Origin of the sequence: Mycoplana rhizolycopersici (assembly GCF_013378445.1) — a bacterium.
Taxonomy (GTDB): Bacteria; Pseudomonadota; Alphaproteobacteria; order Rhizobiales; family Rhizobiaceae; genus Mycoplana; species Mycoplana rhizolycopersici.
This window is the reverse complement of the sequence record NZ_JABXYK010000001.1, coordinates 235,351-257,114: the sequence shown is the minus strand read 5'-3', so window position 1 is coordinate 257,114 and position 21,764 is coordinate 235,351. Positions and strand designations below refer to the sequence as shown.

Annotated in this window: 21 protein-coding genes and 1 tRNA gene; 11 read left to right on the top strand and 11 right to left on the bottom strand. The window is 62.8% G+C overall.

All coding sequences use genetic code 11. The annotated features are described in order from the left end of the window. Positions 1–20 precede the first annotated feature (20 nt). Both HV823_RS01225 and HV823_RS01220 read right to left on the bottom strand, forming a co-directional pair. Positions 21–1,577: a calcium-binding protein gene (locus tag HV823_RS01225; RefSeq protein WP_176947923.1), complete on the bottom strand. Its 1,557-nt coding sequence runs from the start codon at positions 1,575–1,577 to the stop codon at positions 21–23. 280 nt (positions 1,578–1,857) lie between these two features. Then, positions 1,858–1,932 (bottom strand) — tRNA-Gly (locus HV823_RS01220). A 285-nt stretch (positions 1,933–2,217) separates the two neighbouring features. On the opposite strand from HV823_RS01220, the gene HV823_RS01215 reads away from it, so the two are divergent. The 4 genes from HV823_RS01215 to HV823_RS01200 all read left to right on the top strand — a co-directional run bounded on the left by HV823_RS01215 (position 2,218) and on the right by HV823_RS01200 (position 4,772). After that, positions 2,218–2,763, top strand: a complete 546-nt coding sequence (locus HV823_RS01215) for a prolyl-tRNA synthetase associated domain-containing protein (RefSeq protein ID WP_246300688.1) — start codon at positions 2,218–2,220, stop codon at positions 2,761–2,763. A 97-nt stretch (positions 2,764–2,860) separates the two neighbouring features. Continuing rightward, positions 2,861–3,778: a thioredoxin gene (trxA, locus tag HV823_RS01210; RefSeq protein ID WP_425487623.1), complete on the top strand. Its 918-nt coding sequence runs from the start codon at positions 2,861–2,863 to the stop codon at positions 3,776–3,778. A gap of 114 nt (positions 3,779–3,892) precedes the next feature. Next, a complete protein-coding gene (locus HV823_RS01205) occupies positions 3,893–4,573 on the top strand; it encodes an LON peptidase substrate-binding domain-containing protein (protein ID WP_176947921.1) in 681 nt (226 codons plus the stop codon). Between the two features lie 10 nt (positions 4,574–4,583). Further along, complete coding sequence (locus tag HV823_RS01200; RefSeq protein WP_343051688.1) at positions 4,584–4,772, top strand: Trm112 family protein; 189 nt, start codon at positions 4,584–4,586, stop codon at positions 4,770–4,772. Between the two features lie 54 nt (positions 4,773–4,826). Here the strand turns inward: HV823_RS01200 and HV823_RS01195 are convergent, their stop codons facing one another. After that, positions 4,827–6,047 carry a ubiquinone biosynthesis hydroxylase gene (locus HV823_RS01195; protein ID WP_176947919.1) on the bottom strand — a complete coding sequence of 407 codons (1,221 nt, stop codon included), beginning with the start codon at positions 6,045–6,047 and terminating at the stop codon, positions 4,827–4,829. A gap of 84 nt (positions 6,048–6,131) precedes the next feature. On the opposite strand from HV823_RS01195, the gene HV823_RS01190 reads away from it, so the two are divergent. The 6 genes from HV823_RS01190 (at position 6,132) to HV823_RS01165 (ending at position 13,598) form a co-directional block, all read left to right on the top strand. After that, positions 6,132–7,022, top strand: a complete 891-nt coding sequence (locus HV823_RS01190; RefSeq protein WP_176947918.1) for an acyl-CoA thioesterase — start codon at positions 6,132–6,134, stop codon at positions 7,020–7,022. A gap of 222 nt (positions 7,023–7,244) precedes the next feature. Beyond that, entirely contained in the window at positions 7,245–7,583 is a 339-nt protein-coding gene (locus tag HV823_RS01185) for a P-II family nitrogen regulator (RefSeq protein WP_176947917.1), read from the top strand. A gap of 27 nt (positions 7,584–7,610) precedes the next feature. Beyond that, complete coding sequence (locus HV823_RS01180; RefSeq protein WP_176947916.1) at positions 7,611–8,972, top strand: ammonium transporter; 1,362 nt, start codon at positions 7,611–7,613, stop codon at positions 8,970–8,972. 246 nt (positions 8,973–9,218) lie between these two features. Then, positions 9,219–11,849 carry an FtsK/SpoIIIE family DNA translocase gene (locus HV823_RS01175; protein ID WP_176947915.1) on the top strand — a complete coding sequence of 877 codons (2,631 nt, stop codon included), beginning with the start codon at positions 9,219–9,221 and terminating at the stop codon, positions 11,847–11,849. Between the two features lie 107 nt (positions 11,850–11,956). Further along, positions 11,957–12,622, top strand: a complete 666-nt coding sequence (locus HV823_RS01170; RefSeq protein WP_425487618.1) for an outer membrane lipoprotein carrier protein LolA — start codon at positions 11,957–11,959, stop codon at positions 12,620–12,622. A 169-nt stretch (positions 12,623–12,791) separates the two neighbouring features. Further along, positions 12,792–13,598 carry an exodeoxyribonuclease III gene (locus HV823_RS01165; RefSeq protein ID WP_176947913.1) on the top strand — a complete coding sequence of 269 codons (807 nt, stop codon included), beginning with the start codon at positions 12,792–12,794 and terminating at the stop codon, positions 13,596–13,598. A 10-nt stretch (positions 13,599–13,608) separates the two neighbouring features. On the opposite strand, the gene HV823_RS01160 is transcribed toward HV823_RS01165, so the two are convergent. Continuing rightward, positions 13,609–14,064, bottom strand: coding sequence for a cyclic nucleotide-binding domain-containing protein (locus HV823_RS01160; RefSeq protein ID WP_176947912.1), 456 nt, complete (start codon positions 14,062–14,064; stop codon positions 13,609–13,611). A 137-nt stretch (positions 14,065–14,201) separates the two neighbouring features. Further along, a complete protein-coding gene (locus HV823_RS01155) occupies positions 14,202–14,885 on the bottom strand; it encodes a response regulator transcription factor (RefSeq protein ID WP_176947911.1) in 684 nt (227 codons plus the stop codon). A 477-nt stretch (positions 14,886–15,362) separates the two neighbouring features. Here HV823_RS01155 and HV823_RS01150 point away from each other — a divergent pair, with 477 nt between their 5' ends. Beyond that, positions 15,363–16,193 carry an aldo/keto reductase gene (locus HV823_RS01150; RefSeq protein ID WP_176947910.1) on the top strand — a complete coding sequence of 277 codons (831 nt, stop codon included), beginning with the start codon at positions 15,363–15,365 and terminating at the stop codon, positions 16,191–16,193. 43 nt (positions 16,194–16,236) lie between these two features. Here the strand turns inward: HV823_RS01150 and HV823_RS01145 are convergent, their stop codons facing one another. From HV823_RS01145 to rplS, 6 genes are all read right to left on the bottom strand, one after another. Further along, complete coding sequence (locus HV823_RS01145) at positions 16,237–16,755, bottom strand: SixA phosphatase family protein (protein ID WP_176947909.1); 519 nt, start codon at positions 16,753–16,755, stop codon at positions 16,237–16,239. Positions 16,756–16,897: 142 nt separating this feature from the next. Continuing rightward, positions 16,898–18,307 (bottom strand): 3-isopropylmalate dehydratase large subunit, encoded by a 1,410-nt coding sequence (gene leuC, locus HV823_RS01140; RefSeq protein ID WP_176947908.1) that lies wholly within the window; start codon positions 18,305–18,307, stop codon positions 16,898–16,900. Positions 18,308–18,552: 245 nt separating this feature from the next. Further along, entirely contained in the window at positions 18,553–19,185 is a 633-nt protein-coding gene (locus HV823_RS01135; RefSeq protein ID WP_176947907.1) for a class I SAM-dependent DNA methyltransferase, read from the bottom strand. Next, positions 19,182–20,003, bottom strand: a complete 822-nt coding sequence (locus HV823_RS01130; RefSeq protein WP_176947906.1) for an amino acid ABC transporter permease — start codon at positions 20,001–20,003, stop codon at positions 19,182–19,184. Before HV823_RS01130 ends, HV823_RS01135 begins: the two co-directional genes overlap by 4 nt. Positions 20,004–20,010: 7 nt before the next feature. Continuing rightward, entirely contained in the window at positions 20,011–20,823 is an 813-nt protein-coding gene (locus HV823_RS01125) for a basic amino acid ABC transporter substrate-binding protein (protein WP_176947905.1), read from the bottom strand. A 195-nt stretch (positions 20,824–21,018) separates the two neighbouring features. Then, positions 21,019–21,537 carry a 50S ribosomal protein L19 gene (gene rplS, locus HV823_RS01120; protein WP_097141154.1) on the bottom strand — a complete coding sequence of 173 codons (519 nt, stop codon included), beginning with the start codon at positions 21,535–21,537 and terminating at the stop codon, positions 21,019–21,021. Positions 21,538–21,764 lie beyond the last annotated feature (227 nt).

The following is a 21,764-nucleotide window of genomic DNA, read 5'->3' as shown; positions in this document are numbered from 1 at the left end:
CGGCCGAATTGGTTCCGCTGTCAGAGGATGAAATCTGTCTTTACAAGCATCCGCGCATCATCGAGATGAATGGCGAAATCCGACTTGCCGTCGCCATCCAGGTCACCACGAATATAAGTGTCGGATTTCCCCTTGTCGTAGCGCAGTTCCCCCGCCTTGTCCGAGAAGTCGTCCGCTCCGATGAAGGTGAAACCCTGATCGCCACCCTTCCTCGTGCTGGCGTCGATAGCCGAAACGTCGATCTTGTCGCCCTTGGAGAAGTCGAAAATAGTATCTCGGCCGGATTTGCCGGGCGTGGAATCCTGAAGGGTTTTGAAGACGAAGATGTCCGATCCCGTGCCGCCGTAGAGCTTGTCCGCGCCGAGACCGCCAATGAGCTTGTCGTTGTTGGAGCCGCCGCTCAGCGTATTCGCGGAGTTGTTGCCGGTGATCGTGTTGGAAAGGTTGTTACCGGTACCGCTGGTCTTGCCGCTGCCGACAAGCGTCAGGTGCTCGACATTGGCCGTAAGCGTATAGCTGATAGACGACACTACATGGTCAGTGCCTTGCTTGGCTAGCTCGACTACCTTGTCGCCCTTGTTGTCGACTATGTAGGTGTCGTTGCTTGTGTTTCCTGCCAGCCTGTCAGCCCCGGTGCCGCCGTCCAACAGGTCGCTGCCGCGGCCACCCCAAAGCCCGTCGTTGCCCGATCCGCCGTAGAGCTTGTCGTTGCCTTGTCCGCCGGAGAGTTCGTCTTTGCCGCTCTGGCCGTAGAGCTTGTCGTTGCCCTTGTCGCCGCCAAGAAAGTCGTCGCCGGTCCCGCCGTCGAGCAGGTCGCCTCCGCTCCCGCCGTTGAGCGAGTCGTTACCGCCGCCGCCAGAAAGCATATCGTTGCCGCTGCTGCCGTCGAATATGTCCTTGCCAGTGCCGCCGGAAAAGCTGTCTCTCCCCATGCTGCCGACAAGTTCGACGCTTTCCACATTCTTCAACGTTACCGACGCGATAGTGAATGACGGTGCATCCGAAACCGAGAGTTTCAGGCCGGTCGTGTAGAACCGGAAGTCGAGGGACACATGGTCGGTGCCGGATCCGCCGTCTACGACGATTTCATCTTCGGGGTGGAGTACGGCCTCGAACCGGTCATTGCCGGATCCAAGGTCCACGGTATAGGAATTCGGCTTGGCCGTCGTGACGAACACAAAATCGCCTCCGTAAGTCTCGGCCAGGGTAGCGTATCGAAAGTCGCGCACGACGTCGTTGCCATTGCCGCCGCAGAACTTCCCGCCTACGCCGTGTATGATGTAGAGGGTGTCGTTGCCGTCGCCGCCGTCGACCATGCAGTTGACGCCCGCGGTGTAGAGTGTGTCGTTCCCCGCTTCGCCGTAGATCCTGTCGCTACTGGTTTGCGCGGCGTTGTATTCGTAGCTGTGGTAATCTTCATTGCCACCGAAGAGCGTATCGTCGCCGGTTCCGCCGTGGAGAGTGTCGCTCCCGTCGTCACCAATGAGCGTGTCATTGCCGCCCAGCCCCTTGATAATATCGTCCTCGGAAGTCCCCTTCAGGATGTCTTTGCCAGACGTCCCGGTAATCTCGGCCATGCTGCGTCCTCAATTCGGGTAAACAGGCGCTAGTCCTGCGGGCGCCACACTGGCTGTACTATAAGTCGTTCCGTGCGCAGCCCCAACTATCGAAGTTGTAGAAATCAGTCACCGTCTCAACCAAAGGTGCAGGGTGGATTGCACACTAGAGACCGACACTCGCTCAGAGTGACATTCACGAAACCGTCGATGGAAATATCAGGCGCAATTTCTGCGATTCCAGATGCGCCAAAACGCAAAAAAGCCCCGGCGAACCGAGGCTTGCAGCGTCTTGGAAGAATGGAGCGGGTGAAGCGATTCGAACGCTCGACCCCAACCTTGGCAAGGTTGTGCTCTACCCCTGAGCTACACCCGCTCATCGTCGACGGCCTGGGGTAGTTGGTGGCCGAAGGTCGCTGCGTTGCGGCGACGGGCGCTATATGGCCTAACCGATTTTCAAATGCAACAGGGAAATGACGGGATTTTTCAGAAATTTTCGGACGCCCTTTGGAAAGCCCGGAAACTCAGGCGATGGCGCAGCCAGGATGCGGCATGTCGCCGGTTGCCTCGTCGTTTCATCCGGCTTAAGCAACGTTCGAGGCCGCGTCTTTATGGGGCGCATGACGAATAGATGCGAAAACGAGCGGGACCAGACATGGACATGCAGCGAAGCTACATGCAGCAAGACGACATGCAGCAGGGCGCGACCCCTCCGAAGACCGACGACGAGCTCTTCGCCTATCTCGACAGTCTCGGCATCGCGCACAAGACGATGAGGCACGAGCCCGTTTTCACCGTGGCCGAATCGGTGGCGCTGCGCGATGAGATTCCCGGCGGTCACACCAAGAACCTTTTTCTCAAGGACAAGAAGGACAGTTACTTCCTGCTGACCGTCGAGGAGAATGCGACCGTCGACCTGAAGAGTGTGCACACCGTCATCGGTGCCGCAAGCCGGGTCTCCTTCGGGAAGGCGGAGAAGCTGATGGAGTATCTGGGCGTCATTCCCGGTTCCGTCACGGCGTTCGGCGCGATCAACGACACCGGGCTCAACGTCAAGGTCATCATCGACGAGGAGATGATGGGATACGATGTCATCAACGCGCATCCGCTGCGCAACGATGCCACCACCTCGATCGCCTCGAAGGATCTGCTGCGGTTCATCGAGGCCACCGGCCACGAACCGCTTGTCTTGAAAGTGACCAGCTGACATACGATCTTGTGGCGAATTCGATTGAAAGTCGGGCGAGGGTCCGCAGGAGAAGAAGATGAGCGACAATCCCTATGCGACGTCGTTTGGTGGACAGATGAACGCCGCCGTCAACTATGGCGGAGCAGCGCCCGCAGGCGACCTCATCAAGGACACCACCACGGCCACCTTCGCCAAGGACGTGATCGAAGCATCGCGCCAGCAGCCTGTCCTCGTCGATTTCTGGGCGCCCTGGTGCGGCCCGTGCAAGCAACTGACGCCGGTGATTGAAAAGGTCGTTACCGAAGCTGCGGGCCGCGTGAAGCTCGTCAAGATGAACATCGACGATCACCCCTCAATTGCCGGACAGCTCGGAATTCAGTCGATCCCCGCGGTGGTCGCCTTCGTCGACGGACGCCCGGCCGACGGCTTCATGGGCGCGCTTCCGGAAAGCCAGGTGCGGGCCTTCATCGACAAGATCGCCGGACCCGCGGGCGCGGACCAGAAGGCCGAGATCGAAGCGATCCTGGCCGAGGCGAAGACGCTGCTGGACGGGAAGGACATTGCCGGCGCGGCCGATCTCTTCGGTGCCATCCTGCAGGCCGATCCGGAAAATGCCGCAGCCCTTGCAGGTATGGCGCAGTGCATGATTGCCGCCGGCCAGATCGACAACGCCCGCCAGGCGCTGGCGTCTGCGACGGAAGAGATGGCCAAGGACCCGGCGATCGCGGCTGTGTCGAAGCAGCTCGACCAGATCGAGGAGGCGCGCAAGCTCGGCGATCCGCTGGCGCTCGAGCAGGTGCTGGCCGCCGACCCGGATGATCATGCCGCCCGGCTGAAGCTTGCCAAGATCCGTAACGTCGAAGGGGACCGCGGGGCGGCGGCAGAGCACCTGCTGACCATCATGAAGCGCGACCGCACATTCGAGGACGATGCGGCCCGGCAAGAGCTGCTGCAGTTCTTCGAGGTGTGGGGCCCGAAGGACCCGGCAACCATCGCTGCGCGTCGCAAGCTGTCGTCGATCCTGTTTTCCTGACCGCAACATGCGGTACACCTTGAGAATTCCGCTGCAAACCCCATTTCAAGGGCATACCGCCGCCGGCAACTTCAGGGATGTCGGCCAAAGTGATTGCGACGGGAAGGCGATGCAATGCATGTTGGGAATGCACGCTATCTGAAGCCGGATGACCTGCCGAGCGTCATTCCGGTGTTTCCGCTGACGGGCGCGCTACTCTTGCCGGGAGGGCAACTGCCCCTCAACATTTTCGAGCCGCGCTATCTTTCCATGTTCGACGACGTGCTTGCCGGGAGCCGGCTGATCGGCATGGTCCAGCCGGTCTTTGGCGACCACGTCGTATCAGACCCGTCCTCCGAGGCTCCGGCGCTCTGCCAGGTCGGCTGCATCGGCCGCATTACCTCCTTTGCCGAGACCGGCGACGGCCGCTACATCACGTCCCTCACAGGCGTCTGCCGCTACCGGCTGATCAACGAAGTACGGAACGGCAAGGCCTATCGTTCGTTCAAGATCGCCCCCTTCATCAGCGACCTCTCCGGTGCCGACGACGAACGCGGTGTGGACCGGGAGGCGTTGCTCTCGGCCTTCCGGGCCTATCTCGAGGCCAACAAGCTGGAGGCTGACTGGGAGAGCGTCGAACGCGCAAGCAACACCACCCTCGTCAATTCGATGTCGATGATGTCGCCCTACGGCCCGGCCGAGAAGCAGGCCCTGCTGGAAGCGCCGGACCTGAAGACGCGAGCGGAAACGCTGATCGCGATTACCGAGATCGTGCTGGCGCGCAATTTCGGCGATGTCGACACGCGGCTGCAATAGGAGCGCGACGGTGGAGAACAAGACGAACAGCGTCGATCCGAAGCTTCTCGAGCTTCTCGTCTGTCCGTTGACGAAGGGACGGCTCAGCTGGCACGCCGACACCGGCGAACTGGTCTCCGAGCGCGCCAAGCTCGCCTATCCGGTCCGCGACGGCATTCCGATCATGCTGATTTCCGAAGCGCGCGAACTGAAGGACTGAGCGCCGCCGCAAGGTATCGTTTGGTGGTGCTCGAGCTTGCCGGAGGCAATTGCCTCAGATTGCCTCGCCCACCAGCATGCGCGGCTGGTTACGGCCGGTCAGGCCCTCTGCCTGCCGTATAAAGAAGGATTTCAGACCCGGAAGCCGATCGACGATCCCCAGTCCCAGGTCGCGAACGACCCGCACCGGCGTGACGTCGTTGGAAAAAAGCCGGTTTAGGACATCCGTCGTGACCCCCATGCGGAACGTGTCGAAGCGCCGCCAGGTCTCGTAGCGTTCGAGCACGGAAAGCGACCCGATATCCAGGCCGAGCCGGTCGGCCTCGACGATCGTTTCGGCCAGCGCGGCAACGTCCTTGAAGCCGAGATTGAGCCCCTGTCCCGAAATCGGGTGAATGCCGTGGGCGGCGTCGCCGGCCAGGGCAAAGCGCGGTGCCACGAAGGCGCGAGCGAGCGTCAGCCCGAGCGGGAACGCCTTGCGACCGCCCACCACGCGCAGCGTGCCTAGCTTGTGGCCGAAGCGCCGTTCCAGCTCTTCCTCGAACACCAGGTCGTCGCTCTCAATCAGGCGATTGGCATCTTCCGTCCGCTCCGTCCAGACAAGCGACGAACGGTTGCCCGTCATCGGCAGCGTGGCAAACGGGCCGGCGGGAAGGAAATGCTCTTCGGCAGTACCTTCATGCGGCCGCTCATGCTCCACGGTCGTGACAATGCCGCTTTGGCCATACTCGAAACGCACCGTTTTGATGCCGGCGATGTCGCGCAGTTTCGAGCGAACTCCGTCGCAGGCGATCAAGAGCTTCGCCTGCCGGGCCTCGCCGTTCGACAGCGTCACTTCGGTGAGGTGCGGCCCCGTCGCGAAGTCGACCACCGACGTCTCCCAATGAACGGGAAGGCTGAGCGATCCGGCCGCTTCCAGCAGGCTGCCGGTCACCGCCTTGTTGGGGACCATGTGCGCGAAGGGTTGTCCTTCTTCCGTCGTACCAGCGCCCTCGAACGTCAGGAAGACCGGCCGGACCGGATCGCCGGCGCGCGAATCGGTGATCACCATGCGCCGGATCGGTTCGGCCTCCGGTTCGATCTTGTCCCACACGCCGAGCACGGCGAGCAGATTGCGCGCGGCTGCCACCAGTGCCGAGGCGCGCTCGTCGCGCTGCCATGCGCCGGCCGGTGCGGGATCGACAAGCTCCACCACAAGATGCGGTGCGGCCTTTTTCAGCGCCACCGCGAGCGACAGGCCGACATAGCCGCCACCCGCCACAAGAATGTCGATCATCGCGAAATCTCCCTGCCCTTGAGCGGTCAGTGCAACCTATATAGAGGACACGGGATCAGTTTCCTACCGGGGGAGAATGTCCAAATGTCGCAAGCTGCCGACGCCAGAACGCCCATGGGGGCACTGCTGTCCATCCTGGATCTGGAGACGCTGGAGGTAAATCTCTTCCGCGGGCGGAGTCCGCAGGTCGGCTGGCAGCGGGTCTTCGGCGGCCAGGTGATCGCTCAGGCCACAATTGCGGCAAGCCGGACGGTCGAGGCCGACCGCTTCATCCATTCGCTGCACGCCTACTTCATCCGCCCCGGCGACCCGAGCGTGCCTATTCTCTACGATGTCGACCGTGTCCGCGACGGCGCCACCTTCACGACCCGCCGCGTCATCGCCATCCAGCACGGCAAACCCATCTACTTCATGACCGCCTCGTTCCATCAGGACGAGGGCGGCTACGAGCATTCGCTCTCCATTCCCGACGTGCCGCCGCCGGAGGCTGTTCTCGTCGATGAGGAAGCGCGGCGGCAGTTCCTCGCCACGGCGCCCAAGGCGGTGCGCGACTATTGGGAGCGGCCGCGCCCCATCGAACTGCGCCCGGTGGAACTGACGCCGCCGCCGCTGGACGGGCAGTCGCTGCCGATTCGCCATGTGTGGATGCGGGCGACCGGAAGCGTTCCCCACGAGCAGCATCTGCAGGCTGCCGTTCTCGGCTATCTTTCGGATATGACGCTGCTCGACACTGCGCTGTTCGGGCATGGCACGTCGGTCTTCGATCCGACACTGCAGGTCGCAAGCCTCGACCATGCCATGTGGTTCCATCGCCCGTTCGACCTCGACGACTGGATCCTCTACGCACAGGACAGCCCGTCGGCATCCGGCGGGCGCGGGATGACGCGCGGCAGCCTGTTCAGCCGCTCCGGAGCGTTGATTGCGTCGGTGGCGCAAGAGGGATTGATTCGCAAAAAGGCAATTGAACAAAAATAGTGCGGTTTTTAAAAATCGCCTATTTTTTAGGCTAAGCGCGTGGCGCTTTTTTAGCTTGCGGTGCGGCTGATACATAAATCCTTTATTTAACAATATCTTACGATTCGCATCGAATCTGGCACGCCCCTTGAATGTGTAGGTCCGGCGGCTGCGGCAGAATGCCAAGCGGCAGCAAGGAGAAACGGCCTCGGCCGTGGGTGAACACGAAGGATGGGAAACCAGATGAAGATCGTGATGGCAATTATCAAGCCGTTCAAGCTCGATGAGGTGCGAGAAGCCCTCACCGCTGTCGGTATCCAAGGCCTCACCGTGACCGAAGTGAAGGGGTACGGGCGCCAGAAGGGGCACACGGAAATCTACCGCGGAACGGAATATGCAGTGAGCTTCCTCCCGAAACTGAAAATCGAGATCGCTGTCCCATCCGAGACCGTCGACAAGGCCGTCGAAGCCATCGCTGTCGCTGCCAAGACCGGCCAGATCGGCGACGGCAAGATCTTTGTCTACTCCATCGACCATGCCGTGCGCATCCGCACCGGCGAAACTGATTCTGAAGCTCTGTAAGAACGGCTGCTAGGGGAGTTGTCTCTGATGTCATTTTCTAAGTTTTCTACCGCGCTCGGTTTAGTGGGCGCGGCCGCAACCGGCCTGCTGGCGCCGGTCATCGCCTTCGCCCAGGAGGCGGCACCTGCAGCCACTGAGGCAGCAGCCGCAGCGCCGGTTCCCGAGAAGGCCGATACGGTCTTCATGTTCCTTGCAACCCTGCTCGTGTTCTTCATGCTCATTCCGGGCCTTGCGTTGTTCTATGGCGGTCTCGTTCGCGCCAAGAACATGCTCTCCGTTCTCATGCAGTGCACCGTCATCGGTGCAATGATGATGATCGTATGGGTTGTCTACGGTTACTCGTTCGCCTTCGGCGGCTCGACCAGCCCCTACTTCGGCGGATTTGCCAAGCTCTTCCTGACCGGCGTAACCGTTGACAGCACCGCTGCCACGTTCTCCGACGGCGTCGTCATTCCGGAATACATCTTCGTGCTGTTCCAGATGACCTTTGCCGCCCTGACGCCGGCCCTGATCATTGGTGCCTTTGCCGAGCGGATCAAATTCTCGGCGGTCCTGCTGTTTACGATCCTCTGGGCCACCTTCGTATACTTCCCGATCGCCCACATGGTTTGGGACGCCAACGGCCTGATCTTCAACATGGGCGCTCTCGACTTCGCAGGCGGAACCGTTGTCCACATCAACGCCGGTGTCGCCGGCCTCATCGGCGCGATCATGGTCGGCAAGCGTACCGGCTACGGCAAGGATATGATGGCTCCCCATTCGATGACGCTGACGCTCGTCGGCGCGGCGATGCTCTGGTTTGGCTGGTTCGGCTTCAACGCCGGCTCTAACCTGGAGGCATCCGGCGGCGCAGTGCTCGCCACCGTGAATACTTTCCTCGCCACCGCAGCTGCCATCCTCGCATGGTCGCTGGTCGAAACCTTCGCTCGTGGCAAGGCTTCGCTCCTGGGTGCTGCTTCCGGCATGATCGCCGGCCTGGTTGCCGTCACCCCGGCTGCCGGCTCGGTCGGCCCGATGGGCGCCATCGTCCTCGGCATCATTGTCTCGCCGGTCTGCTATTTCTTCGTCTCGGTCGTGAAGCACAAGTTCGGCTATGACGACACGGCGGACGTCTTCGGTGTTCACGGCGTTGGCGGTGTCATCGGCGCCCTCGGCACGGGCATCTTCACGGCACCCTGGCTCGGCGGCACGGGCGCTGAGGACTTCTCGATCGCTTCGCAGTTCATGACGCAGCTCACTGCCGTCGTCATCACCATCATCTGGTGCGGTATCGTCTCGGCCATCCTCTACAAGGTCGTGGACGTGATCGTCGGCCTGCGCGTCTCCGTCGAAGCCGAGCGCGAAGGTCTCGACCTCTCCTCGCACGGCGAGGCTGCCTACCACTCCTAAGACCCCCGGCCGCGCCGGCTAGCGGCGCGGCCTACAAGATCGTCACGGTGAAAGCACCGCTTCTGGCCCGACCTTTTCAGGTTCGGGCCTTTTTCGTTTGCGCGGCATTTTCGGCTACGCATACGGCCGGGCCGGCATGGTTAACATGCCTTTAACGCTTGAGCGGTTAGGGTCGCAAATCATCCATGCACCCGCGCCCGTGGAACATCCTCTCTCCGGGCCCATCGCGCGACAGGCTGAAGACACATGGCAAGAAGCACATCGGCAATGCTGGACAATCGTCCCGAACGGTTCGTTCTGTCCGCCTTCCTATGGCGACAGGCCCGGGCATTGCTGGGCTTCGGGCTGTTCATCGCGCTGGCGCTGGCGGTCGCTGCCCTTTCGACCTGGAACGTCTCCGACCCGAGCTTCTCCTATGCCTCCGGCGGCGAGCCGACCAATGCGCTCGGCTACGCCGGAGCAGCCTTCGCCGATATTTTCATGCAGTTCTTCGGGCTGGCCAGCGTCATTGCGCTTCTGCCCGTCGTCGCCTGGGCGCTCGCGCTCATCAAGAACCGCCGTCTCTCCTCCGTTCTGAAGCGCTTCGGCGCCTGGTTCCTGGGGGCCGTTCTCGCATCGGCCGCGCTCAGCTGCATCCCGGCGCCCGTTACCTGGCCGCTGCCGAACGGGCTCGGCGGCGTGTTCGGCGACATGATCCTGCGGTTTCCCGCGCTGTTCACCGGCGCCTATCCGACCGGAACGCTCGCCAGCGTTCTCGGCGCCTTCATTTCCCTGCCGTCCGGCTGGCTTCTCGTCTTCAGCGCGGGCCTGATCGCCAACGAGCCGGCAGAGGAGGACGAGGTCGCACCGCAAGCGTCCGTCGAGCGCACCCGCACGGTGAGCGATGCGGAGGAGGAGGACGAGGCGGAAGGCCCGCTGATGCTGATGGCCGGTGCGATGACGCACGCCTGGTTCACCGCCCACGCCCGCCTGCGCCGCATTTTCGGCCTCTCCGGCCGCAGCAAGACCCATTCCCGCGCCGTCGAACAGCCGTACGACTTCAATGATGACGAGTTCGGCACGTTGAACGAGCCGACACGCGCGAAGGCCTCCCCGAGACTGTCGGAACGGGTGGAGCCGTCGCTCGACGCCGGTGCGCGCCGCGCCGTCTCTCCGCCTTCGATGCCCGGCTTTGACGACGAGGAGTATGACGACGCGGACGACCTGCCGCGCCCGGCCGGCATCCTTCCCGATGACGAGGAGGACGACTGGGCGCCGCGCAAGGCACCTGCGCCCGCAGGGCTGCGCTCGCGCATCGCCGCAGCCGCTCCGAAGCCCAAGGCGGGCGCGCGCGTGGAACGCGAAGCGCAGGCCTCGTTCATGGCTCCCGGCGGCTTCCAGTTGCCTTCCCTCCATCTTCTGGCCGAACCGCGCAACGTTGCGCGCGATCCGGCGCTGTCCGCTGATGCGCTCGAGCAGAACGCCCGCATGCTGGAAGGCGTGCTGGAGGACTTCGGCGTCAAGGGCGAGATCATTCATGTCCGGCCCGGCCCGGTCGTCACGCTCTACGAGCTGGAGCCCGCCCCCGGCATCAAGTCCTCGCGCGTCATCGGCCTCGCCGACGACATCGCCCGATCGATGAGCGCGATCGCCGCCCGCGTGGCCGTCGTACCCGGCCGCAACGCGATCGGCATCGAACTTCCCAATCCCGGTCGCGAGACGGTGTATCTGCGAGAACTGATTGGGGCACGCGACTTCGAGACCAGCAAGGCCAAGCTGGCGATGGCGCTCGGCAAGACGATCGGCGGCGAACCCGTCATCACCGACATCGCCAAGATGCCGCACCTGCTCGTGGCGGGCACGACCGGCTCGGGCAAGTCGGTCGCGATCAACACCATGATCCTGTCGATCCTCTACCGGCTGAAGCCGGAGCAGTGCCGCCTGATCATGATCGATCCGAAGATGCTCGAACTCTCCGTTTACGACGGCATTCCGCACCTGCTCTCGCCGGTCGTCACCGACCCGAAGAAGGCCGTGGTCGCGCTCAAGTGGACCGTCCGCGAGATGGAAGAGCGCTACAAGAAGATGTCGAAGATCGGCGTGCGCAACATCGACGGCTTCAACAGCCGCGTCGAGCAGGCGCTGGCCAAGGGCGAGCAGATCACCCGCACCGTTCAGACCGGCTTCGACCGCCAGACCGGGGAAGCCATCTACGAGACGGAAGAGTTCGACCTCCAGCCGATGCCCTACATCGTCGTCATCATCGACGAGATGGCCGACCTGATGATGGTCGCCGGCAAGGACATCGAGGGCGCCGTGCAGCGTCTCGCCCAGATGGCGCGCGCGGCCGGCATTCACGTCATCATGGCGACGCAGCGCCCCTCGGTCGATGTCATCACCGGCACGATCAAGGCCAACTTCCCGACCCGCATCTCCTTCCAGGTGACGTCCAAGATCGACAGCCGCACGATCCTCGGCGAACAGGGCGCCGAGCAGCTGCTCGGCATGGGCGATATGCTCTACATGGCCGGCGGCGGGCGCATACAGCGCGTGCACGGCCCGTTCGTCTCCGACGGCGAAGTCGAGGCGGTGGTCGCTCATCTAAAAACGCAGGGCGCGCCGCAGTATCTCGACGCGATCACCCAGGACGACGATGACGACATGGAAGGCGGCGGCCCGGCGGGCACGTCGAACCTGGAAGATTCCGAGGATCCGTACGACCAGGCGGTGGCCGTGGTCCTGCGTGACGGCAAGGCCTCCACCTCCTATATCCAAAGACGGCTCGGGATCGGCTATAATCGGGCCGCGTCGCTGATCGAGCGGATGGAGCAGGAGGGTATCATCAGCCCGGCCAACCATGCCGGAAAGCGCGAGATCCTCGTGCCGACGGAAGACTAGATCACCAGCCGTTGACGGAAAATTGTACCGCGCTATCTGTGCCTTAACGGCCATCGACTGCAGATCTGCGCCTTGATCACGCCGCACTTGGCGGCGATGACAGCGGCATGAAGGAGACCACGATGAACGTTCATGAAGCGAGCCCGCATGGCCCCAACCTGACGCGGAGGGGCTTTGCCGGCCTGATGGCGCTGTTGCTCGTCGGCGCTCCGTCCGTGCTCCTGCCGGAACCGGCCGCGGCGCAGGCTTCCGCCACGGCCCAGAAGATCGCCAACCACTTCGCTTCCGTGAAGACGATGATGGGCGAGTTCGTCCAGTTCGGCCCCCGCGGCGAGCAGACGGGCGGCAAGTTCTACATCAGCCGTCCCGGCAAGATCCGCTTCAATTACGAAGATCCCTCGCCGATGCGGGTGATCTCCGATGGCCGCACCGTCGTTATCGGCAACCGCAAGCTCAAGACCTGGGACGTCTATCCCCTGTCGAAGACGCCGCTGAAGCTGCTGCTTGGGGCACAGATCGATCTTTCCACCAAGATGGTGCGCGGCGTGAAGGAGGAAGACGACCTCATCACGATCGTGCTTGGCGACAGGGGCATGTTCGGCACGTCGACGATCACGTTGATGTTCGATCCGCGGACCTACGACCTGCGGCAGTGGACGATCACCGATGCCCAAGGCAAGGACACGTCGGTGATGATCTTTAACGTCAAGACCGGCGTGCGGCTGGACCAGAAGATCTTTGCGATCCCCTATAACGAGATCCACGGCCGCTGATCGGCGGCTTCACCGGACCAGCGGATAGCGCGCGGGATATACTTCCACAGGGCAATCCGCCGCTATCGGTCCGTGGAACAATCGCCTGACCGAAAAGCGATTCCGGTCTTCGCTGTTCTGCGCTATGTACCTCGCGCGCCAGCTGCGGCGCAGCACGAGGACACGCCACATGCCCCTTTCCATCGCGACCTGGAACATCAACTCCGTCCGCCTGCGGATCGGCCTGGTCGAGCAGTTCCTGAAGCTCCACTCGCCGGACATCCTTTGCCTGCAGGAAACCAAGTGTCCGAACGACCAGTTTCCGTCCAAGCCGCTGAAGGCGCTGGGATACGAGTACATCGTCATGCACGGGCAGAAGGGGTATCACGGGGTCGCCACCATCTCCCGCCTTCCGCTGACCGAGCTCGTGGAACGGCGGGACTACTGCGGTGTCGGCGACGCGCGGCACGTCTCTGTCGTCTTCCGGCACGGCGGCAAGTCGATCCGCCTGCACAACTTCTATGTGCCTGCCGGCGGTGACGAGCCGGACCGGACGATCAATCCGAAGTTCGGCCACAAGCTCGACTTCATCGAGGAAATGAAGCTTCTGCATGCGGATGCGGAAGCCGGTATCTCCTCGATCCTTGTCGGCGACCTGAACATTGCGCCGCTGGAGCACGACGTCTGGTCGCACAAGCAGCTCCTGAAGATCGTCAGCCACACGCCCGTCGAGGTGGACGGCTTGATGGAAGTGATGACGAGGGGCGCCTGGGTCGACCTGATGCGCCGCAAGATTCCGGCCGACCAGAAGCTGTACACCTGGTGGAGTTATCGGGCCCAGGACTGGGCAAAGGCCGACCGCGGCCGCCGGCTCGATCACATCTGGTCGTCTGCCGACCTCGACCCGCATCTGTCGGAGATCACTGTCCTGCGCGAGGCGCGCGGCTGGGAGCGTCCTTCCGACCACGTTCCGGTGATGGCGACGTTCGATCTTTGAAGAAGAGCGCTCAGGCGAAGCGGCCGGCCAGGCCGGCCGCGCCGCTGATCATGGCCTCGAGGTTGGCGCGAATACGCTCCTGAACCATCATCGCCACGTCCGGATATTCCTCCAGCATGCGGCGGAACAGCGGCCGGTTTATGCGGATCACCTCGCTGTCTTCGATGGCCGTTGCGGTGAACTTGCGCTCGACCACGGAGATCATCGCCAGTTCCGAGAGCAGAGCGCCGGCACCTGCCGTTCCGTCGTCCTTCACAGATCCGTCGCGGGCCGTTGAATAGAGCCGGAAACCGCCGGTTGCCACCACGTAGCCGCAGTCGGCGGAGGTGCCCTCGCGGAACAGGGTCTGTCCCTCGACGAGACGGCGGCGCTCGGCACCGAACGCCATCAGGCGCAGCTTGTCTTCCGACAGGCCGGAGAAAAGCGGCACCTGCGCGAAAAGCCTGATGTCGTCAATGAGAGCCAAGCGGCGCCTCCGGCATGCCGTCGGGTTGCCTGCCTGCAGGCCCGACCTTCAACTATCGAGCGGACTCAATAGCCGACAATGCCGTCCCGCGTCCAGCCGCGGAAGCTGTTATCGCGGGACGTTTCACGGGACGATGTTCAGGGAACGATCTTGTAGCCGCCGTTCTCTGTGACGAGAATCTGCGCGTTGGAGGGGTCGCGCTCGATCTTCTGCCGCAGCCGGTACACGTGGGTTTCCAGCGTGTGTGTCGTCACGCCTGAATTGTAGCCCCAGACCTCTTCCAGTAGCACGTCGCGCGTTACGACCTTCTGGTCCGCCCTGTAGAGATAGCGGATGATCGCCGCCTCCTTCTCCGTCAGCCGGATCTTCTGGCCGTTGTCCATGGTCAGGAGCTTCTGCCCCGGCTTGAAGGTGTAGGGCCCGACGGTGAAGGTGGCGTCTTCGCTGCTTTCGTGCTGGCGCAGTTGCGCGCGAATGCGGGCAAGCAGCACGGCGAAGCGGAAGGGCTTGGTGACATAGTCGTTGGCGCCCGCCTCCAGACCAAGGATGGTGTCGGAATCGGTATCATGCCCGGTCAGCATGATGATCGGCGCCTTGAAACCACCCTTGCGCAGCAGCTTGACGGCCTCGCGGCCGTCCATGTCCGGTAGTCCGACATCCATGATCAGAAGATCGACCTGGCCGGCGCGCGCCGCCTGCACACCTTTGGCGGCCGTCGTTTCCTGAAGAATCGCAAACTCCTCGTAGAGCGCAAGCTGCTCGACCAGCGTCTCGCGCAGGTCGTCGTCATCATCGACAATGAGGATTGTTCGCGACGTCATCTTTTTCCTTTCGGTTCCAGAATGAACCTAAGCAAAATTGCCCTTTTGACAACCCTGCGCAGGTTCCATGCAAATTTCCGTGTTCAGCGCGAGGATATGCTTGCCCGAAATTTTGCGGGCAACGCACATTCGCGTGAGCATTATGTAGGTGCCGGGCATGGGACGGGCAAGAAAGACAGCAGCAGACAAACACGGCACAATCGTGTTCCACCGTGCACCGCTGGGCAAGAGGCGGGCGCGGTTGAAATCCGGCCCACTGTCCTATCTGGTTACTGTCGGCGCCCGCATGCGAAATGCCGCTAGAACGCGACACGTTGCTTCGCGCCGTTCGAGACAGATTCGCCCGATGGATTGCAGGCTGGAACTCGACAACGCGCTCCCTATATCAGCGTGGTCCAATCCATTTCCGGCCGGACCCGCCATTTGCAGGCAGCAGGCTGTTCGTATCTTTCCGACACATCCTAGTGGAGACATTTCATGACCGATACACTGACGATCGCTCTTCGCGATGGCCACGCGATTCCGCAGCTCGGGCTCGGCGTCTGGCGCACGCCCGAGGACGCTGCCGCCGCCGTCGTTCGCACCGCCATTGAAGCCGGCTATCGCCATGTCGATACGGCGGCGATCTATGGCAACGAGGAAGGCGTTGGCGAAGGCATCCGTGCATCCGGCATCGCGCGTGGGGACATCTATCTGACAACCAAGCTCTGGAACGACCAGCAGGGCTACGATTCGACCCTGAGAGCCTTCGACGAAAGCCTGAAGCGGCTCGGCACCGACTATGTCGATCTGTACCTGATCCATTGGCCGGCGCCGCAGCGCGGTCTCTATGTCGAAACCTGGAAGGCTTTCCTGCGCCTCAAGGAAGAGGGCCGTGCCCGTTCGGTCGGCGTTTCCAACTTTTATCCCGAGCACATCGAGATGATCGAGGCAGAGACAGGGGAGGCGCCGGTTATCAACCAGATCGAGCTGCATCCGGACTTCCAGCAGAAGACGGTGCGCGCCTTCCACGCCAAGCTACGAATCGCCACTGAATCCTGGAGTCCGCTTGGTCAGGGCAAGCTGCTGGACAATCCGACCGTGGCGGCCATCGCCAGGAAGCACGGCCGCACACCGGCTCAGACGATCATCCGCTGGCACATCGATAACGGCCTGGTCGTGATCCCAAAATCGGTTACGCCTGCGCGTATCGTGGAGAACTTCAAGGTTTTCGATTTCAGGCTGGATGCCGAGGACCTCGCTGCAATCGACAGGCTCGACGACCCCGGCGCACGTATCGGCCCGGACCCGAAGACCGCGGACTTCTGAGCATCGATCCCCTGACGCGGTCGCGGCCGGCGATCGCGTCCGTTCAATCCAGGGACTTCGGCGTGACGAAGCGCCGCAGCGTCGCCGTGCCTGCGTGCAGGTCGGACCAGAGATCAAGCGAGAATTCCAGCTCGACCAACCCCGCCGTCGGATATTTCTCGCCGATCCTGTGAATGGAATCGGCCTCTCCCGCACCGATGAGGGAGAGCGCCAGTTGCTGCAGGCCCGGATTGTGGCCGACCAGCATGAGGCAGCGCACGGTTGCTGCGGTGTCGCGTACGACGTCGAGCAGCCGGTTTGCCGGAGCTTCGTAGATCGCCTCGATATCGCGCTTGTCGCGCTTCTTCGGCAGCCTGGGGGCGATCAGGTTCCAGGTCTCCTGCGTCCGCCGCGCAGGCGAGACGAGGACGAGGTCGGGGACCAGCTTTTCTTTTGCCATGAAGGCGCCGATCTTCGGCGCCGCCTTCTGCCCGCGTGGCGCCAGCGGTCGATCGCGGTCGGGCACGCCATCGGGCCAGCCCGATTTCGCATGGCGCAGCAGAATGAGCCGACGGTCCGTCATGTCCGTTCCTCCCCGACGTTTCGAATTGCGCTGCCAACAGGCCCGAAATGCAAGGGGCTGCCCTGGCGGACAGCCCCGTTGATCAGGCATGGCTTGTTCGGGCCTGGCGTGCACGGCTCATCGGAGCCGTGCAGCGTACCACTCAGTTGAATTCGCGGATATCCACGAAATGCCCGGCGATCGCGGCGGCCGCGGCCATGGCCGGCGAGACGAGATGCGTGCGGCCCTTGAAGCCCTGGCGCCCCTCGAAGTTGCGGTTCGAGGTGGAGGCGCAGCGCTCGCCCGGCTTCAGCCGGTCGTCATTCATGGCCAGGCACATGGAACAGCCGGGCTCGCGCCAGTCGAAGCCGGCCTCCTTGAAGATCGCGTCGAGACCTTCGGCCTCGGCCTGCTCCTTGACGAGCCCCGAACCGGGGACGATCATCGCCGAAACGGTCGATGCGACCTTCTTGCCTTCGACCACCTTGGCGACGGCGCGCAGGTCCTCAATGCGGCCATTGGTGCACGAGCCGATGAAGACGCGGTCGATGGCGATATCGGTGATGTTGGTGCCCGGCTTCAGGCCCATGTAGTCAAGCGCACGCCACTTGGAGGCGCGCTTGGTCTCGTCGGCGATCTCGTCCGGATTGGGGACGACGCCCTGCACCGAGATGACGTCCTCCGGCGAGGAGCCCCAGGAGACGATCGGCGGCAGGTTGGCAGCGTCGAGCACGACGACGCGGTCGTAGTGGGCGCCCTCGTCGGTGTGCAGCGTCTTCCAGTATTCGAGCGCCATGTCCCAGGCCTTGCCCTTCGGCGCGCGCGGCTTGTCCTTGACGTAGGCGAAGGTCGTCTCGTCGGGCGCGATCAGGCCGGCGCGGGCCCCGCCTTCGATCGTCATGTTGCAGATCGTCATGCGGCCTTCCATCGACAGCGAGCGGATCGCCTCGCCGGCGAATTCGATGACGTAGCCGGTGCCGCCCGCAGTGCCGATCTCGCCGATGATGGCGAGGATGATGTCCTTGGCGGTAACGCCCGGCGGCAGCTGGCCGTCGACGCGCACCAGCATGTTCTTCGCCTTCTTCTGGATCAGCGTCTGCGTGGCAAGCACATGCTCGACCTCGGAGGTGCCGATACCATGCGCCAATGCCCCGAAAGCGCCGTGCGTCGAGGTATGGCTGTCACCGCAGACGATCGTCATGCCCGGCAGCGTGAAGCCCTGCTCGGGTCCGACGATGTGCACGATGCCCTGGCGGATATCGTTCTCGGAGTAGTATTCGACGCCGAAGTCGGCCGCGTTCTTGGCGAGCGCTTCCACCTGGATACGGCTTTCCTCGTTCTTGATGCCGTTCTTGCGGTCGGGCGAGGTCGGAACGTTGTGGTCTACGACGGCCAGCGTCTTCTCGGGATGGCGGACCTGACGGCCGGCCATGCGCAGGCCCTCGAAGGCCTGCGGGCTCGTCACCTCGTGTACGAGGTGACGATCGATGTAGAGAAGACAGGTGCCGTCTTCCTGCGTGTTGACGACGTGGTCGGCCCAGATCTTGTCATAGAGGGTACGGGGTGCGCTCATGGCTCTTCATCCGTGTAATGCGATGGAAATGGAAAAAATGCGGCTCGCTTGCCGCGGGTCCCGGCGATCAGCCTAGGCGGCTCGTAAGCGCCCCGCATACACGCGCGAAAAAGCGTACCGGAAGGCGCTTATGGTCCTGCAGTACGAAAATACGCGCACCGATGCATGCGAATTTGGATTCCATGGCCTGCACATATCAATTTTTTGACAGCCGGGCAATCGGTGAGATTAACGGTCGATCGCGCTCAGAGCACCTCGAACACGAAGGCCCGGACAAGCACGTCCGGCTCGGCCACGGCGAAAGCCCTAAACGGCGCACTTGCCTCCACCGGCCGCCAGCGACCGACGCTTTCCAGCGCCTCGAAAGCTCTTGTGAACCCGCCTTTCTCCAGCACCACGTCGCGCACGGTGAAAATCGCATGTCCACCCGTCCGCGTTATCCGCACGAGCTCTTCGAGAGCAGACGCGGGTGCGTGCCCTTCCGTGAAGACGCCGGTGCAGAAAAAGGCGGCGAAATGGCCATCGGGCCAGGGTAGTTTTTGCCCGAGCGTGCCGATCTTCAGGCTGGAATAGCAGGAGCGTCTGGCTGCTATCGCCAGCATTTCCTCGGACATGTCGAGGCCTTCGATGTCACGATAGCCGAGCGCTTGCAGATAGGGGCCGGACAGCCCCGTGCCGCAGCCTGCATCCAAAAGCGGTCTCGCATCTGCCGGCACATGCCGGGCGACCCAGCTGCCGATGACGAAGGGTAGACAGTAGCCGGCAACAGCCGTCTCCTGATCGTAGACGTTCGACCAGGCCGAATAGGCCGCGGAAAGCTCGTCGGCAGTGCGGGCGGCGTAGACCCGGCCCAACGCTTCGCTTTCCCGTTCGCTCATCGCTCGAACCCTTTCCGCAATCGCTTCTCCAGACCGCGCAGCGCCAAGGATAGCCCGACCGTCAGGATCAGGTACACATAGGCGACGATCGAATAGGTCTCGAAAAAGCGGAAGGAGCCGGAGGCATAGACCTTGGCCATCTGGGTGATGTCGGACACGCCGAGCACGGAGACCAGCGAGGAGTCTTTCACCATCGCCACGAAATCGTTGCCGAGCGGCGGCAGGATGACCCGGATCGCCTGCGGGAAGATCACCAGCCGGAACCGCTGGTAGCGGGAGAGCCCCAGCGCCTTCGCCGCTTCGATCTGCCCCTTGTCGACCGACTGGATGCCGGCACGGAATACCTCGCCGATGAAGGCGGAATAGCCGATCATCAGCGCGATGATCGCCCGCCACATCAGCGAGACGTCGCGCACGAGGAAGGGCTCGATATAGCCTGCCGTGACGAGCGGCGTCGCCACGAAATTGGCCAGCGCCACCAGCGCCGGCGCCCCCACGAAGGCAACGTAGAAGAGCAGGACGAGGATCGGCACGCCGCGGATGACTTCCGTGTAGAAGCGGGCAAACTGACGTGCAACAGCGCTGTCGGAAAGACCCAGCAGCGCCACGCCGAGTCCGAGCAGCGTCGCCAGCGTGAAGCCGACGACCGTGACGAAGATCGTCACCCACAGGCCCTTCAGGATCACGGCAAAGACCTGCGTGTAGATCTCGTTTGCGGCGATCATCACGGCAATGGCGACGGCGATTACGACAAGGGCGACCAGCCACCAGGGATAGTCGCCCTTCGTCGATCCGGAATGCTCGGACGGCGATGCCATGCAGGTCTTACTGACCCATCTTGTAATCGAGGAACCACTTCTTGTTCAGCGCGTCGAGCGTGCCGTCCGCCTTCAGTGCGGCGATCGCGGCATTGACGGGGGCCACTAGGTCGGAGCCCTTCGGGAAGATGAAGCCGAAGTCCTCGGTGCCGAGCGGCTCGCCCACGACTTTCAGCTTGCCTTCGGAGGCATCGACATAGCCCTTGGCCGCAACGCTGTCGGTCAGCACGAGGTCGACGTCGCCGGCCTTGAGCGCCTGCACCGTGGCGCCGAAGGTTTCGAACAGCTTGATGCGCGGGTTCTGTTCGTTGCCGTCGAGGATCTCGTAGACGGCCGCGTAGAACGGCGAGGTGCCGGGCTGCGCGCCGACGAGGCCGTCGCTGAGGGCGGCGAAGGTCTTGGCGTCGGTGAAGCGATTCTCGTCGCCGCGCACGAGCATGAACTGCTGCGAGCGCATGTAGGGATCGGAGAAGTCGACCTTTTCCTTGCGGTCGTCCTTGATGGTGATCCCGGTCATGCCGATCTGGTACTGGCCGTCATGCACGGCCTGGATCATCGCATCCCAGCTCGTGTTCTGGTACTCGACCTTGAAATTCAGCCGCTTGGCGATCTCGTTCATTGCGTCGTATTCCCAGCCGATCTGCTCGCCGGACTTCGGATCGACAAACTGCAGCGGCGGATAGGCGTTTTCGGTGACGACGACGACCGTCTTGCCGCCGAGGTCGGGCAGTTCGGCCGCAGCGACGGCCAGAGGCGTCAGGGTCAGGGGCATCAGGGCGAGGGCGGAGAGCCCGGCAAGGACGGTGCGGCGGGAAAACATGGCAATTCTCCAGAAAATGTGGCGAGCGAAAACTGTCACAGTTCAATCGCCGCTGGCAAGCAGGTTCATGCCAAAATCGTGGCCAGCCGGCGATCGGCTTTGCTTCAAATCCTTGGTCGCAGTCTCAGTGGCGCGCATACGAAAAAGCCGCCGGGATCGCTCCCGACGGCTCGAATGGATAAGTGGAAGCGCGCCTTATTCGGCGGCTGCTTCGGCTGCCTTTGCAGCTTCGGCTGCCTCTGCTGCTGCCTTCTCGGCGGCAAGAGCCTGTGCTGCCGCTACCTTTTCGGCTTCCAGACGTGCCTTTTCCTCGGCAACGGCTGCGCGTTCGGCGTCGTTCAGCTTGCGGGCGCGCGTGCCGGTGTTCTCGACGATACGAGCCGACTTACCGCGACGGTCGCGGAGGTAGTACAGCTTGGCGCGACGGACCTTACCGCGGCGGACGACTTCCACGCCCTCGACCAGAGGGGAGTAGACAGGGAATACGCGCTCGACGCCTTCGCCGTAGGAGATCTTGCGAACGGTGAAGCTCTCGTTGAGGCCGCCGCCGGAACGGGCGATGCAGACGCCTTCATAGGCCTGAACGCGGGTACGGGTGCCTTCCGTCACGCGGACGTTGACGCGAACCGTGTCGCCCGGGGAGAATTCCGGAAGGGTGCGCTTGGCGGCGATCTTGGCGGCCTGTTCGGCCTCGAGCTGCTGAATGATGTTCATCGGTTTAACCTTTACGTTTTTCTCAAACAGCCAGAGCGCTCGGCCTTCTCCCTTTGGTTGAACCTCGGGGTTATGCCCGTTGCCGGACAGGAGCGGTTTCGCCATTCTTTGCTTGCGGCTTTTCCGGGATGATCCCAAAACCGTGCGCGCAATACACCATTCGGCAGCGCTTGTCATCAGTTGCCGGCGAGAAATCGCTGTCGTTTTGAGCTTTCGTAAGGATTGCA

Bases quoted from the DNA above. Each gene is read 5' to 3' on its own strand.
- HV823_RS01225 (WP_176947923.1), bottom strand. From the start codon at position 1,577: ATGGCCGAGATTACCGGGACGTCTGGCAAAGACATCCTGAAGGGGACT.
- HV823_RS01215 (WP_246300688.1), top strand. From the start codon at position 2,218: ATGCAGCGAAGCTACATGCAGCAAGACGACATGCAGCAGGGCGCGACC.
- trxA (WP_425487623.1), top strand. From the start codon at position 2,861: ATGAACGCCGCCGTCAACTATGGCGGAGCAGCGCCCGCAGGCGACCTC.
- HV823_RS01205 (WP_176947921.1), top strand. From the start codon at position 3,893: ATGCATGTTGGGAATGCACGCTATCTGAAGCCGGATGACCTGCCGAGC.
- HV823_RS01195 (WP_176947919.1), bottom strand. From the start codon at position 6,047: ATGATCGACATTCTTGTGGCGGGTGGCGGCTATGTCGGCCTGTCGCTC.
- HV823_RS01190 (WP_176947918.1), top strand. From the start codon at position 6,132: ATGTCGCAAGCTGCCGACGCCAGAACGCCCATGGGGGCACTGCTGTCC.
- HV823_RS01185 (WP_176947917.1), top strand. From the start codon at position 7,245: ATGAAGATCGTGATGGCAATTATCAAGCCGTTCAAGCTCGATGAGGTG.
- HV823_RS01180 (WP_176947916.1), top strand. From the start codon at position 7,611: ATGTCATTTTCTAAGTTTTCTACCGCGCTCGGTTTAGTGGGCGCGGCC.
- HV823_RS01175 (WP_176947915.1), top strand. From the start codon at position 9,219: ATGGCAAGAAGCACATCGGCAATGCTGGACAATCGTCCCGAACGGTTC.
- HV823_RS01170 (WP_425487618.1), top strand. From the start codon at position 11,957: ATGAAGGAGACCACGATGAACGTTCATGAAGCGAGCCCGCATGGCCCC.
- HV823_RS01165 (WP_176947913.1), top strand. From the start codon at position 12,792: ATGCCCCTTTCCATCGCGACCTGGAACATCAACTCCGTCCGCCTGCGG.
- HV823_RS01155 (WP_176947911.1), bottom strand. From the start codon at position 14,885: ATGACGTCGCGAACAATCCTCATTGTCGATGATGACGACGACCTGCGC.
- HV823_RS01150 (WP_176947910.1), top strand. From the start codon at position 15,363: ATGACCGATACACTGACGATCGCTCTTCGCGATGGCCACGCGATTCCG.
- HV823_RS01145 (WP_176947909.1), bottom strand. From the start codon at position 16,755: ATGACGGACCGTCGGCTCATTCTGCTGCGCCATGCGAAATCGGGCTGG.
- leuC (WP_176947908.1), bottom strand. From the start codon at position 18,307: ATGAGCGCACCCCGTACCCTCTATGACAAGATCTGGGCCGACCACGTC.
- HV823_RS01135 (WP_176947907.1), bottom strand. From the start codon at position 19,185: ATGAGCGAACGGGAAAGCGAAGCGTTGGGCCGGGTCTACGCCGCCCGC.
- HV823_RS01130 (WP_176947906.1), bottom strand. From the start codon at position 20,003: ATGGCATCGCCGTCCGAGCATTCCGGATCGACGAAGGGCGACTATCCC.
- HV823_RS01125 (WP_176947905.1), bottom strand. From the start codon at position 20,823: ATGTTTTCCCGCCGCACCGTCCTTGCCGGGCTCTCCGCCCTCGCCCTG.
- rplS (WP_097141154.1), bottom strand. From the start codon at position 21,537: ATGAACATCATTCAGCAGCTCGAGGCCGAACAGGCCGCCAAGATCGCC.